This is a genomic window from Ruegeria sp. F5, from assembly GCF_056533845.1.
Genome location: NZ_JBQFOU010000006.1, coordinates 244,627 through 258,111 on the forward strand (window position 1 = coordinate 244,627; position 13,485 = coordinate 258,111).

At 59.3% G+C, this 13,485-nt stretch carries 15 protein-coding genes and 1 tRNA gene; 11 read left to right on the forward strand and 5 right to left on the reverse strand.

The genetic code is table 11. The features are described from left to right. The first annotated feature begins 7 nt into the window (after positions 1–7). Positions 8–298: a hypothetical protein gene (locus tag ACR0K1_RS11875; protein WP_480614413.1), complete on the forward strand. Its 291-nt coding sequence runs from the start codon at positions 8–10 to the stop codon at positions 296–298. A 72-nt stretch (positions 299–370) separates the two neighbouring features. On the opposite strand, the gene ACR0K1_RS11880 is transcribed toward ACR0K1_RS11875, so the two are convergent. After that, positions 371–601 (reverse strand): aspartate aminotransferase, encoded by a 231-nt coding sequence (locus ACR0K1_RS11880; protein ID WP_480614416.1) that lies wholly within the window; start codon positions 599–601, stop codon positions 371–373. Positions 602–697: 96 nt separating this feature from the next. On the opposite strand from ACR0K1_RS11880, the gene ACR0K1_RS11885 reads away from it, so the two are divergent. After that, entirely contained in the window at positions 698–1,051 is a 354-nt protein-coding gene (locus ACR0K1_RS11885; RefSeq protein WP_480850734.1) for an MmcQ/YjbR family DNA-binding protein, read from the forward strand. Here the strand turns inward: ACR0K1_RS11885 and ACR0K1_RS11890 are convergent. The 3 genes from ACR0K1_RS11890 to uvrB form a co-directional block, all read right to left on the reverse strand. Continuing rightward, positions 1,048–1,755, reverse strand: a complete 708-nt coding sequence (locus ACR0K1_RS11890) for an ORF6N domain-containing protein (RefSeq protein ID WP_480850736.1) — start codon at positions 1,753–1,755, stop codon at positions 1,048–1,050. The two genes, ACR0K1_RS11885 and ACR0K1_RS11890, sit on opposite strands and share 4 nt — an antisense overlap. A gap of 240 nt (positions 1,756–1,995) precedes the next feature. Further along, entirely contained in the window at positions 1,996–2,598 is a 603-nt protein-coding gene (locus ACR0K1_RS11895; protein WP_480850738.1) for a hypothetical protein, read from the reverse strand. 156 nt (positions 2,599–2,754) lie between these two features. Continuing rightward, positions 2,755–4,941, reverse strand: coding sequence for an excinuclease ABC subunit UvrB (gene uvrB / locus ACR0K1_RS11900; protein ID WP_480614426.1), 2,187 nt, complete (start codon positions 4,939–4,941; stop codon positions 2,755–2,757). A gap of 284 nt (positions 4,942–5,225) precedes the next feature. Here uvrB and ACR0K1_RS11905 point away from each other — a divergent pair, with 284 nt between their 5' ends. The 3 genes from ACR0K1_RS11905 to ACR0K1_RS11915 all read left to right on the forward strand — a co-directional run bounded on the left by ACR0K1_RS11905 (position 5,226) and on the right by ACR0K1_RS11915 (position 6,126). Next, a complete protein-coding gene (locus tag ACR0K1_RS11905) occupies positions 5,226–5,537 on the forward strand; it encodes an ETC complex I subunit (RefSeq protein WP_480614428.1) in 312 nt (103 codons plus the stop codon). A 14-nt stretch (positions 5,538–5,551) separates the two neighbouring features. Continuing rightward, positions 5,552–6,028, forward strand: a complete 477-nt coding sequence (locus tag ACR0K1_RS11910) for a GNAT family N-acetyltransferase (RefSeq protein WP_480614431.1) — start codon at positions 5,552–5,554, stop codon at positions 6,026–6,028. Positions 6,029–6,049: 21 nt separating this feature from the next. Further along, positions 6,050–6,126 (forward strand) — tRNA-Arg (locus tag ACR0K1_RS11915). A gap of 218 nt (positions 6,127–6,344) precedes the next feature. Here the strand turns inward: ACR0K1_RS11915 and ACR0K1_RS11920 are convergent. Further along, complete coding sequence (locus ACR0K1_RS11920) at positions 6,345–6,506, reverse strand: hypothetical protein (protein ID WP_480614434.1); 162 nt, start codon at positions 6,504–6,506, stop codon at positions 6,345–6,347. Positions 6,507–6,537: 31 nt separating this feature from the next. Here ACR0K1_RS11920 and iolG point away from each other — a divergent pair, with 31 nt between their 5' ends. The 6 genes from iolG to iolE all read left to right on the forward strand — a co-directional run bounded on the left by iolG (position 6,538) and on the right by iolE (position 13,477). Then, positions 6,538–7,551 (forward strand): inositol 2-dehydrogenase, encoded by a 1,014-nt coding sequence (iolG, locus tag ACR0K1_RS11925; RefSeq protein ID WP_480850741.1) that lies wholly within the window; start codon positions 6,538–6,540, stop codon positions 7,549–7,551. Between the two features lie 123 nt (positions 7,552–7,674). After that, entirely contained in the window at positions 7,675–8,595 is a 921-nt protein-coding gene (locus ACR0K1_RS11930) for a sugar ABC transporter substrate-binding protein (protein WP_480614439.1), read from the forward strand. Positions 8,596–8,663: 68 nt separating this feature from the next. Continuing rightward, positions 8,664–9,770 carry an ABC transporter permease gene (locus ACR0K1_RS11935; protein ID WP_480614442.1) on the forward strand — a complete coding sequence of 369 codons (1,107 nt, stop codon included), beginning with the start codon at positions 8,664–8,666 and terminating at the stop codon, positions 9,768–9,770. Between the two features lies 1 nt (position 9,771). Next, positions 9,772–10,593, forward strand: coding sequence for an ATP-binding cassette domain-containing protein (locus tag ACR0K1_RS11940; RefSeq protein WP_480614444.1), 822 nt, complete (start codon positions 9,772–9,774; stop codon positions 10,591–10,593). Positions 10,594–10,748: 155 nt separating this feature from the next. After that, entirely contained in the window at positions 10,749–12,581 is a 1,833-nt protein-coding gene (iolD, locus tag ACR0K1_RS11945; RefSeq protein ID WP_480850745.1) for a 3D-(3,5/4)-trihydroxycyclohexane-1,2-dione acylhydrolase (decyclizing), read from the forward strand. Next, the gene (gene iolE / locus ACR0K1_RS11950; protein WP_480614449.1) at positions 12,578–13,477 is read left to right on the forward strand and encodes a myo-inosose-2 dehydratase; all 900 of its coding nucleotides are present in this window, start codon (positions 12,578–12,580) and stop codon (positions 13,475–13,477) included. The genes iolD and iolE overlap by 4 nt, the downstream gene beginning before the upstream one ends. Positions 13,478–13,485: the final 8 nt, after the last annotated feature.

A 13,485-nucleotide genomic window follows, 5' to 3' on the forward strand; every position in this document is an offset into this window, starting at 1 on the left:
AAAACACATGTTTGCACGCGTTACTCAATACAAAATGAAACCCGGCACACGCGAGGCGGCCACGGCGAAGATGAATGCCCTGAAGGCCGACATTCTGGGGATGCCGGGCATGCATTGCTTTACAAATGTTATGAACGAAGATGGCAGCGGCTATGTGATCTCGGTGGTCGAAAGCGAAGAAACCTCGGACGCCAACGCGCCCAAGGTGGCTGAACTGTGGGGACAGTTTGCCGAGTATCTGGAAGGCCCGCCGTCGCCAGTGGGTTATGACGTGATCGCGCATTGGCACAACGCATAGGCATCGCGACGGGGGACCGAAATCTTGAAAAGATTTCGGTTTCGCTTTCTTTTCAAGAAAGCGATGCTCGGCTCACGTGAGCCATTGCACCGGAACACGGTTGCAGAAAATGACGATCTGTCCGGAATTTTCGGCCACCTGATAGCCGCGGCGGTGGATTTCGGTCATGAACCGCTCCATCCCGGCAAAGCGTTCGATATCCCGGGCCTTGCGGCGGATGACGCCGCCCTGTTGAACGGATTTGGACGCAAACAGGTCTTTCAGCCAGACCTCGGGCGAGAGCGGAGAGTTTCGGTTTTCCATGACCGCAGCATTGGGCCGTTAGGGTTAAGGCCGCGTTAACCTGCGCGCCCGGTTTGGCGGTTGCCTTGCACGGGTCCGACCGCCAGTATCGCCACCATGACCCGCGATGAATTCAACACGTTCTGTTCCGGCCTCAAGGCCACCTCGCACGTGGTGCAATGGGGCAATGCGGATGTGTGGAAAGTGGGCGGCAAGGTGTTTGCGATCTGCGGCTGGAATGACGGGCGCGATGCATTCACCTTCAAGGCCACCGATCTGGCCTATGAGGTTCTGAGCGACGAACCCGGCATCCGCCCAGCGCCTTATCTGGCCTCGCGCGGGATGAAATGGCTTCAGGTCTATGAAGAGCGCGGGATGAGCGACGCCTCGCTGCGCGAGCATATCGTGACCTCTTACGAGATGGTCGTGGCCAAGCTGACCAGGAAGATGCGGGCCGAGTTGGGCGTCTAACCCTTCATCGCCTGCAGCAGTTCCAGCAACTGCTTGCGGTCATCGTCATCCGTGTAGTCGCCGGTGGCCAGACGCTCGGCAATGCGCAGGCGCAGACGTTCCTGTTGGGTGCGGACCTCTTCCCCTGCGGTCTCAGCCAGGGTTTTCATGATCGCCGCCACCGCCTGCTGGCGCTTGGTGGTGGGGTTGGCGATGTAATCCACAAGGCTCTGCTGCCCGGAATCGAGGATGTTTTCGGCCAGATCGCGCAGCTGCTCGCCATTGGGCAGCAGCGGGGCCGGGGCATCCTCGGGCGGCAGGATTTCGGGTACGCTGCGCGGGGTTTCGGCCAGAGCATTTGCGCCGTCCACAAAGGCCTCGGTAATCATCCGAGTGATCTTGATCGCGCGCGGGTCCTTGAACAGGGCTGAGGCGATGGCCACACCGTAATCCGTATAGACCCACGGATTGACCCGCCGCCCGCCGCGGCCCTTGGGTTTTGAAATCACATTCTGTGATATCAAATCGGCGACCTCGGCATCGGTCAGCTGAAAGCGGTAACCCTCGAACAGGTCCTTGTTGCGCGAGACCGCCTGATTGAAGGCGCTGACGGATTTTCCATAGAACTGCGCCAGATCCTCGGCCAGCACCACGCGGGTGCCGCGCACCCGGTGAATGGCGCTTTGGACCTCATGCGGGCTGGGCAGGGTGTTGGGGTTCGTCATGGCAACCGTTTGGAATCACAATTTGTGATTTCAAACGTGGAGGAGGGTGGGATGGGGTGCAAGAGTGGAGTGAGGGGTTTTACGCGGTTCGCTCACGTAGTGGGCGAACCGCGACGTAGTGGGGATGGGGCGCAACGATTAGGAGTCAAGGTAAGGCGTAGCCAAAACCCAAAGAATACTTCCCAATAAGTGTCGCTTTTGCATTTCGATAAAGTTACCGGCTGCTATTACTTTGCAGAGTTACGCTGCCTGATCTCGCTTGCCCAGAGCGGAATCAGGATCACGGGACCAGCATGCCAAGAAGTATGCAATGTCATTTGCTTGATGCTGGCTTAGAATCCGACCAGAGACGTCAACGTCTTTCGCGCCGTATTCAAGGACAATAGCGTATTGTGTGACTGCGCGTTTCTGCGCATCATGCTTGTTGATGGCATATGAAACTTCACCTTTGTAGGTGAAAGACGTATCCGGTGTGACATATTTCACTCCTCGGATATCTTCTCGATTGTAGATCCCGAAATGGCATCTAAGTTCATCTTCAGTAAGAACGATCCTGTTTACGGAACGGCTCGTATTCTTTCTGATCTTCTCCAGTCCAATGTGCTTAAGAACATGATACCCTAAAACAACAGACAGCCCCGAGACTGCACCTGTTACAAGCGAATTTGTATCGTTCGAGACATAGACGAGAAGCACAAAACCAACGAAGTATGCCGGGATAAAAGCAATCCTAACCAAAAACGACGTGAAACCAACTGAGCGCGCCGGGACGAAAGTTATAATGCACTGATCGCCTTCAGTTTTTGTGGTGAATGATTTTTCCGCTTCAATTCGCTTTGGCATGAAGGTTGTGCTCCGATAGATTTGCACAGCCCAGAGACGATTTATGTGGTCGTAGGTCAAGGCAATTCGTTAGCCAAAAAACTAAAATCGCCTTTTTGCCACACGTCAATTTTTCCAACAAATTGAACTAGCTATAGATCACAGCCTAATGACGATCTACCGCTTCCTTCTCTTCACATTCCCACCCCGCTGCCCCGGCCTCCCAGCCGTTGACCGACCACGCGACCTAACCGCATCCTCGGACGCTTTCTCGACCGCCCACTGCCGCGCCATCGGGTCGTCGGCCACCGCCAGATCAACCGCTTCCAGACGTTTGATCTCATCGCGGATGTTGGCGGCCTCTTCGAATTCCAGGTTCTCGGCGGCTTTGCGCATTTGCTCGCGCAGGCCGTCCAGATGGGCCTCGAGGTTCGCGCCGTGCATCGGTTTGTCGATGGTGGCGGTGACGCGGTTCATGTCGACGTCGCCTTCGTAGAGACCGGCCAGAACGTCCTCGACATTCTTTTTCACCGTCTCGGGGGTGATGCCGTGTTCCTCATTATAGGCAAGCTGTTTGGCGCGGCGGCGGTTGGTCTCGTTCAGGGCGCGCTCCATGCTGCCGGTGATCTTGTCGGCATACATGATCACGCGACCATCGGCGTTGCGCGCGGCGCGGCCGATGGTCTGGATCAGCGAGGTTTCCGAACGCAGGAACCCCTCTTTATCCGCGTCCAGAATGGCGACCAGCCCGCATTCGGGGATATCCAAGCCTTCGCGCAGCAGGTTGATGCCGACCAGCACGTCGAAGGCCCCCAGCCGCAGATCACGCAGGATTTCGATGCGTTCCAGCGTGTCGATGTCCGAGTGCATGTAGCGGACTTTTATACCCTGTTCGTGCAGGTATTCGGTCAGATCCTCGGCCATGCGTTTGGTCAGCGTCGTGACCAGCGTGCGGAAGCCGTTGGCGGCGACTTTGCGCACCTCGTCCAGCAAGTCGTCCACCTGCATGGAGACGGGTCGGATTTCGACCTCGGGGTCCAGCAGGCCGGTGGGGCGGATCACCTGTTCGGTGAAGACGCCGCCGGTTTGCTCGATCTCCCACTTCGCAGGGGTGGCCGAGACAAAAACGGATTGCGGGCGCATGGCGTCCCATTCCTCGAACTTCAAAGGCCGGTTGTCCATGCACGACGGCAGGCGGAAACCGTGTTCGGCCAGCGTGAACTTGCGCCGATAGTCGCCCCGGTACATGCCGCCGATCTGCGGGACCGAGACGTGGGATTCGTCGGCAAAGACGATGGCGTTGTCGGGGATAAACTCGAACAGGGTCGGGGGCGGCTCGCCCGGCGCGCGGCCTGTCAGATAGCGCGAGTAATTCTCGATCCCGTTGCAGACACCGGTGGCCTCAAGCATTTCCAGATCGAAATTGGTGCGCTGTTCCAGACGTTGGGCTTCCAGCAATTTACCCTCGCCGACCAGTTGATCCAGCCGGATGCGCAGTTCCTTTTTGATCCCGATGATCGCCTGCTGCATCGTCGGTTTCGGCGTCACGTAATGCGAGTTTGCGTAGACCCGGATATGCTCCATCGTGTCGGTTTTCTCACCGGTCAGCGGATCGAATTCGGTGATCTGTTCCAGTTCCTCGCCGAAGAAAGACAGCTTCCAGGCGCGATCCTCCAGGTGGGCGGGCCAGATTTCCAAACTGTCGCCCCGCACCCGGAACGAGCCCCGTTGAAACGCCTGATCGTTGCGGCGGTATTGCTGGGCCACCAGATCGGCCATTACTTGCCGCTGGTCATACTCTTTGCCGGTCTTCAGGTCCTGCGTCATCGCCCCATAGGTCTCGACCGAGCCGATGCCATAGATGCAGGATACCGAGGCGACGATGATTACATCGTCCCGTTCCAGCAGCGCGCGGGTGGCCGAGTGGCGCATCCGGTCGATCTGTTCGTTGATCTGCGATTCTTTTTCTATGTAGGTATCGCTGCGCGGTACATAGGCCTCGGGCTGGTAGTAGTCGTAGTAGGATACGAAATATTCCACCGAGTTTTCGGGGAAGAAGCCTTTGAACTCACCATATAACTGCGCCGCCAGCGTCTTGTTGGGCGCAAGGATAATCGCGGGGCGCTGGGTTTCCTCGATCACCTTGGCCATGGTGAAAGTCTTGCCCGTCCCGGTCGCGCCCAGCAGCACCTGATCACGTTCGCCGTCATTCACGCCGCCTGCCAGTTCCTCAATCGCGGTTGGCTGGTCGCCTGCCGGGTTGAATTCGGTATGCATCACGAACTGCTTGCCGCCTTCCAGTTTCAAGCGGGCGCGCACGTCGTCGGCTGTCAGTTGCGTCTTGTCGGAATGGGCGTAGGGCATGGGCAGGCTCCGGGGTCAGGCCCTTACACTTGTTCTTATTTTGTCCATCTGCAAGGCCTTATGCAGGCTGTATCTGCGTATTCGCCGGAACTTTCGCGGCGGGCATGGATATCGAGGCTGCGCTTGTGGTGACTCATTCCTGCTGTCCTGTGTTTACGCCGCGCCCGGTCTAGCGCACCCTGGTGACAATTTCTGGCATCAATGCGCCGCGACAATTGTCATCTTGTCCCCACGCGCGCTCTGACGCATAAACAAGCTCAGTCAAGTGAGTACGGAGAGGCGACATGCGCGCACGGATTTACCAGCCTTCGCGAAACGCGATGACCTCGGGCATGGCCAAGACCCGCAAGTGGGTTCTGGAATACGCCCCCGCATCGGCGCGTGAAGTTGATCCGCTGATGGGCTGGACCTCGTCCAATGACACACAGACCCAGGTGCGGTTGAAATTCGATACCCGGGAAGAGGCGCTGGATTACGCCAAGGACAACGGTATCGACGCGCAGGTTGTCGCGCCGCACAAGCGCAAGCCGAATGTGCGCGCAGGTGGTTACGGTGAGAATTTCGCCACCAACCGGCGTGGCCCCTGGACTCATTGATCGAGTCGCACTGAATGATCGAAATCCGTGAGGCTGATCCGGGCAGCGCGAACATTCGCCCCATCATCGAAGCCCATCTTGCCCATAGCTGGGAGGCGACGCCGCAAACGTCCAACCACACGCTGGACGTGGACTCCCTGCGTGAACCCGGAATGCGGTTCTGGGCGCTGTTTGAAGACGATGTTCCCCTTGGCTGCGGCGCGCTTAAGGCCTTGCCTGATGGCACGGCCGAGGTGAAATCGGTGCACATCCTGTCGGCGGCGCGTGGGCGCGGGCTGGCGCGGGTGATGATGGCCTATCTGGCCGATCTGGCGCAGGCCGAGGGCATCCGGGCGCTGGTTCTGGAAACCGGCGCGGCGCATCTGTCCGAATATGACGCGGCGCGCAGGCTGTATGAATCGCTGGGCTATTCCTATTGCGGCCCGATCAATGGCTACACTCCGGACCCAAACAGCGCCTTCATGCGCTTGGCCCTTGAACCTGCTGGCTAAAAGCCGCAAGAAGGGCGCAGCGGTCCCTTAGCTCAACTGGATAGAGCAGCTGACTTCTAATCAGCAGGTTGAGGGTTCGAGTCCTTCAGGGATCGCCATTTCGTGACATTTTGCGGATTTAATAAAACTGACACATTTCAGACATGGGACGCGCGTAGCAAACAAGGGCGGCGCGCCTTGAGGGGGTTAGCGATTTATTTGAGGGGGTACGAGTTTGGTGCGTCGCGCCTTTGCTCCCCGGAGGACGAACGGGGTTGTGACCATCAGAGATGGCGCGATCACATGTTCACGCATCAGAGAAAATAAGCGCCTTGTTTCATGCCCCGTGCAGCACCGGGTTAAGCGGGTGTTTTTTGGTTTCCGCGCCCAAAGATCCCATGTGACGTTCCAGAACATCGACCTCATGTGAATTGAGGGTGATGAGCGAAAGCGCCGGTGCCCGGAAAAAAATATTGCAACCGGTTGCAAAGATGAGCATTGTGCAGGCACGCTAGATTCGGGAGTTTGGCATGCTGAGGGTTGGACTGCTTGGTGCCGGTCGTATTGGGCGCGTTCACGCGCAGGCGATTGTTGCGCATCCGCAAAGCAGGCTGTGTTCGGTATCCGACGCTGTCGAGGACGCAGCCGCCAGCCTGGCCCGGGACCATGGGGCGCAAGTGGGTAGCTCGGATCAGATCATCAACGATCCCGATATTGACGCAGTTCTGATCGCAACCCCGACAGACACGCATTCCGATCTGATCGAGGCCGCCGCGCACGCGGGCAAAGCGGTCCTGTGCGAGAAGCCCGTTGATCTTGATTTGCAGCGTGCGTTGGCGTGTCAGGCGGCGGTGGCCGCGCACAAGCAACCCGTGATGGTCGGGTTCAACCGCCGGTTTGATCCCGGTTTCTCGGCGATCAAGGCCGCCTCGGATGCGGGCGAGATCGGCAAGACCGAGATGCTGGCGATCACCTCGTTCGATCCCGCGCCGCCGCCGGTGAGTTATGTCAAAGTGTCCGGCGGGCTGTTTCGCGACATGATGATCCACGATTTTGATATGGCGAATTTTCTGATGGGCGAACTGCCGGTGACAGTCTCGGCTGTGGGAACCTCGGTCGTTGATCCTGAAATCGGGGCCGCCGGAGACGTGGATACGGCGGTTGCGACGATGACTTATGCGGACGGCCGGATCGCGGTGATCAAAAACTCGCGCCGGGCGGCCTATGGCTATGACCAAAGGGTTGAAATGCTGGGCTCTAAGGGCCTGTTGCAGGCGCAGAACGTGCTGGAAAACACCGTTGTCAAATCGACGGCGGATGGTGTTACGGGGGCCAAACCCACGTATTTTTTCCTGGAACGATACATGCCTGCCTACAGGGCGGAATGGGCGGCTTTTGTCGACGCCACCCTGTCCGGCGCGGCGGTTCCGGTGACGCTTGAGGATGGTGTTGCGGCCCTTGCGATGGCCGAGGCCGCAACCCACTCGGCGCAGTCGGGTGTGCCCGTGCAGATGGCTGAAATTTTGAAACCGGTTGCAAAATGAGCGGAATTCTTCAAACTGAACCCAGCTCCGCTCTGGATCGGGGCAGCAGAGATTCGGCAGTGCCGGATGATTGGGGCTGAGGCCTCAACCAAAAGACAAACTGTTCTAATGGGAGGAATGGAAATGAAAAACTTCATGAAAGGCGCACTTGCTGCTGGCGCGCTGGCTTTGGCTACGCCTGCTTTCGCGCAGGAAATCGTGGTCGTGTCGCATGGCCAGGCCAATGATGCGTTCTGGAACGTCGTCAAGAACGGCGTTGAACAAGCCGGCAAGGATGTTGGCGTTAACGTGGAATACCGTGCGCCAGAAACCTTCGACATGGTGGCCATGTCGCAACTGATTGATGCGGCTGTGAATCAGGAACCGGACGGGCTGATCGTTTCGATCCCCGATGCCGACGCGCTTGGCCCGTCAATCGAGCGTGCCGTTGCGGCGGGAATTCCGGTGATCTCGATCAACTCAGGCGCAGAAGTTGCGAAGGAGCTTGGTGCCCTGTTGCATGTCGGGCAGGATGAGTTTGATGCAGGTAAGGCCGCGGGCGCGCAACTGGCATCCATGGGTGGTACCAACGCAATCTGCGTGAACCACGAAGTTGGCAACGTTTCGCTTGACCTGCGTTGCGAAGGTTTCGCGGAAGGCTTCGGAGGAAAAGTCACCGTGTTGCCGACATCGAATGATCCGTCCGAGATCGAATCGAAAGTGTCTGCAGCTCTGGCGGCCGACGAGGCTGTCGATACGGTCATGGCGCTGGGTGCCAGCTCGGCTGGAGAGCCAACAGTGGAAGCCGTCAAAGGGTCGGGCCGGGACGTGAACGTGGCATCGTTCGACCTTTCGGCCAACTTCCTGCAGTCCATCGTCGACGGTGATGCAGCCTTTGCAATCGACCAGCAGCAGTATCTGCAGGGCTACCTGGCGGTGAACTTCATGGGTCTGCATGCCAAATACGGCCTGATGCCCGGTGGTAACGTGCCCTCGGGTCCGAACCTGATCACCCAGGACAAGGCGGGCCAGGTGATCGAACTGTCCTCGCAGGGCATCCGCTGATCAACACTGCAAACTGAATCAAGCGGGGCGGCGCAGCGGCGCCGTTCCCACCCAAGTGGGAGGAAACGATGAGTGACTCGGCGCAGTTTTCAGGGGACGAAAGGTTAAAGAAAGAACCTTTCCTGACCAAGCTCATGAAACGACCCGAACTGGGTGCAATGGCTGGTGTCGTCCTGGTGGTTATCTTCTTCGCCATGACGGCGGATGAGTCGATGTTTACCCTGGCGGGGGTCATGAACTTCATGACGCCGGCGGCGCAGCTGGGCATTCTGGCCATCGGCGCGGCCTTGTTGATGATCGGTGGCGAGTTCGACTTGTCCATCGGCTCCATGGTTGCCTTTGCGGGCCTGTTCTTTGGCGTTTGCGTAGTGACCTGGCAATTGCCGCTTGTCATCGCCATCCCCATGACATTCGTTTTTGCGGCCTGTGTGGGCGCGATCAACGGCAATATCGTGATCCGATCCGGTCTGCCGTCCTTTATCGTGACACTGGCCTTCCTATTTATTCTGCGCGGTCTGTCTCTGGTCGGTCTGAAGGCCGCAACCGGCGGGTCGACGCAGTTGCGCGGCGTCCGTGACGCGGTTGAAAACGACTGGCTGGCCCCGTTCTTTTCGGGCGAGGCCTTTGGCAGCCTGTTTGCCTGGCTCGCCGCCAACGGAATGATCGACACGTTCAAAAGCGGCGCGCCCAAAGTGCCCGGTGTTCCGGTCGAGATTTTGTGGTTTATCCTGCTGGCGCTGGCGGCAACCTATGTGCTGCTGCGGACACCTGCGGGGAACTGGATATTCGCCGCAGGCGGCGACAGCACGGCGGCATCGAACTCGGGTGTGCCGGTGAGCAGGATCAAGGTGTCGCTGTTCATGCTGACAGCCTGCTGCGCAGCGCTTGTGGCCATCATCACCGTCATAGACGCCGGTTCAACGGATGCGCGCCGCGGCTTCCAGAAGGAGTTCGAGGCGATCATCGCAGCGGTGATCGGAGGGTGCCTGCTTACGGGCGGCTACGGCTCGGCCATCGGGGCGTTCTTTGGCTCGATCATCTTTGGCATGGTTGTCATCGGCCTGACCTATACCGACTTTGATCAGGACTGGTTCCAGGTCTTCCTTGGCGCGATGCTGCTGATCGCCGTTCTGTTCAACAATGCGATCCGTAAACGCGTAACCGGGGAGCGCTGATATGACCGACGATACCAAGTTCCATCATGGCGATGCTGCCGGTGATCAGGCACCCATCGTTCAGATGCAAGACATCGAAAAGCACTTTGGCAATATCATCGCGCTCGCTGGGGTCAGCTTTGACGTCAAGCCGGGTGAATGCCATTGCCTGCTGGGCGACAACGGCGCGGGTAAGTCTACCTTTATCAAGACCATGTCCGGGGTGCACAAACCCACCAAGGGCGAGATCCTGTTTGAAGGCAAGCCGCTGCATTTCGACACGCCGCGCGATGCAATGGAAGCGGGCATTGCAACCGTCTTCCAGGATCTGGCGATGATCCCGCTGATGAGCGTGACGCGCAACTTCTTCATGGGGCGTGAACCGACCAAGGGCAAAGGCCTGCTGAAACGGTTCGATGTCGAACAGGCCAATCAAGTCTGCATGGAAGAGATGCGCAAGATGGGCATCAACCTGCGCGGGCCGGATCAGGCTGTCGGCACTCTGTCAGGTGGTGAGCGTCAGACCGTCGCGATTGCCCGCGCCGTGTATTTCGGTGCCAAGATCCTGATCCTGGACGAACCTACTTCGGCTCTCGGTGTGCGTCAGACTTCTAATGTTCTGGCCACTATCGACCGGGTGCGCAGCCAAGGCGTCGGTGTTGTTTTCATCAGCCACAACGTGCGCCATGCCCTTGCGGTGGGTGACCGTTTTACCGTTCTGAACCGTGGCAAAACGCTGGGCACGGCCAAACGCGGTGAAATCACACCCGAAGAGCTGCAGGACCTGATGGCAGGTGGTCAGGAAATGGCCGAACTGGAAGGTTCGCTGGGCGGTACGATTTAAACATCTCAAAATTCGGGTGCCCCCAAAAGGGGGCATCCTTCGGGTGGTCGCATCTGACGCCACTCTGTTTTTAGGCTCAGAAAAAGGCCTGACACCTTCGCAAATGAGAAAACCCGCGGACCGCTCAAGGCGGCTCCGAGTCGAAAGGGATCATGATGAGCAAAACAGTCCGACTGACGGCGGCGCAGGCGCTGGTGCGCTATCTTGGGGCGCAGATGAACGAGGCCGGAGAGCCCTTTATCGCCGGTGTCTGGGCCATTTTCGGCCACGGCAACGTTGCCGGGCTGGGTGAGGCGCTGCATGCGGTGAAAGACAGCCTGCCCACCTATCGCGGCCATAACGAACAGACCATGGCCCATTGCGCGATTGCCTATGCCAAGCAGATGCGGCGCACGCGGGCGATGGCGGTAACCTCCTCGATCGGGCCGGGGGCGACCAATATGGTTACGGCGGCGGCGCTGGCGCATGTGAACCGCCTGCCGGTTCTGTTGCTGCCCGGCGATGTCTTTGCCACGCGGGGGCCCGACCCGGTTCTGCAGCAGACCGAGGATTTCAGCGACGGCACCATCAGCGCCAACGACTGCTTCCGCCCGGTCAGCCGTTATTTCGACCGCATCACCCGGCCCGAACATCTGCTGACCGCCTTGCCGCGCGCCTTCCGCACCATGACCGACCCGGCCGATTGCGGACCGGTGACTTTGGCCTTCTGTCAGGATGTGCAGGCCGAAGCCTATGACTATCCCGAACGCTTCTTTGAGCCGCGCGTCTGGTATCAGCGCCGCCTCCGTCCGGATGAGGGCGAACTGGCCCGCGCAGTTGCCGCGATCAAGGCGGCCAAACGGCCCGTCATCGTGGCCGGGGGCGGCGTGCATTACTCGGGCGCGACGGATGCGTTGCAGAGTTTTGCCGAAACCCACAACATCCCGGTGACCGAGACACAGGCGGGCAAATCCGCGCTGGCCTGGGATCATCCGCTGAACCTCGGCCCCGTTGGCGTGACCGGCGGTGAGCCTGCCAATGCCATCTGTGCCGAGGCCGATCTGGTGCTGGGGGTCGGCACGCGGCTGCAGGATTTCACCACCGGAAGCTGGGGTCTGTTCTCGAACCCTGAACGTGAGATGCTTTGCCTCAACACCTCGGCCTATGACGCCGAAAAGCACGGGGCGATGCCGTTGCAGGCGGATGCGCGGGTGGGTTTGGAAGCGTTGGCTGAAGGGCTGCAGGGCTATCGGGCCGATCCGGTTTCCGACACGCTCAAATCCGACTGGTTCGGCAAGGTCGATACTCTCACGAATGCCCCCGGTGACGGCAACGCCCTGCCCACCGACATGCAGGTGGTGGGCGCGGTTCAGCGCGCCTCGCACAACGATACGGTCGTGATGTGCGCGGCGGGGACGATGCCGGGCGAATTGCACAAGCTGTGGAAAGCGCCGCGCCCCGGCGCCTATCACATGGAATACGGTTTCAGCTGCATGGGGTACGAGATCGCAGGCGCTATGGGCATCAAGATGGCCGAGCCCGACCGCGACGTGATCTGCTTTACCGGTGACGGTACTTATATGATGGCGAACTCGGAAATGGCGACGGCGGCGATGATGGGCGTGTCCTTCACCGTCGTCATCACTGACAACCGCGGCTTTGGCTGCATCAACCGGCTGCAGATGGGCACTGGCGGGGCCGAGTTTAACAACCTGCTGGACCATGCTGTGCACGAAAACCCGTCAGCCATCGATTTTGCGGCGCACGCGGCGGCGATGGGCGCAACCTCGGTCAAGGTCTCATCGATTGCTGAACTGGAGGACGCGCTGGCGAAACGGTCTGACATCAAGGGTCCTTACGTGGTGGTGATCGACACCGATCCCTACCCCTCGACCGAATATGGCGGCACATGGTGGGAGGTCGCGGTTCCCGAGGTCAGCATCCGCCCGGAAGTGAACGAAAAACGTGCGGCCTATGAGGTTGCGATCAAGGAAAGAAACGCGAAATGAGCGTGAAAATCGGAATCTCTCCGATCGCCTGGCAGAATGACGACCTGCCGGACCTGACTGCGGATTTCACCATGGAGCAGGCGCTGAAAGAGGCGCGCGAGATCGGCTATACAGGCGTCGAACGCGGCCAGCGGATGCCGGGAGACACCGAAGGGCTGCGCGCCTATCTGGACGCGAACGACATTGCGCTTTGCGGTGGCTGGTGTTCCGGTGCGTCGCTGGTCAACGATTTCGCAACGGAACGCGGGGCCGTGCGCGCGCAGGTCGAGCAGTTCGTGGCGCTGAACAGCCCGTGCATCGTCTATGCCGAATGTTCCAACACAGTGCAGGGCCAGATCGGCACCCCTGTAAACCACCGCCCGAAACTGTCGAAAGACGAGGTTCAGGCTTACGCGGCCCGGATCACAGAGCTTGCGAAATGGATGGCCGATCAGGGCATGCCAATGGCCTATCACCACCACATGGGCACGATCATCGAAAGCGAGGATGAGGTGAACTGGCTGATGGATGGGTCAGGCCCCGAGGTGAACCTGTGCTTTGATACCGGCCATCTGCTGTTTGGCGGCGGCGACGTGATGGCGACTCTGGATCGCTGGGGCGACCGGGTGCACCACGTGCATTTCAAGGATATTCGCCCTCATGTGGTGCAGGCGACGCGCGAAAAGGACCACAGTTTTCTGGACGCGGTTGTCGGCGGGGCCTTCACCGTTCCAAGCGACGGGTGCATCGATTTCCGGTCAGTGGCGACTGCGCTCAAGGCGATGGACTATGACGGCTGGATCGTGGTCGAGGCCGAGCAGGACCCGGCCAAGGCACCGCCTTATGAGTATTCCAAGATGGGCTATGATCACATTGTCGAGGTCTGCACCGCAGCAGGGCTGGAGATCACGACTTAGGTCACGGA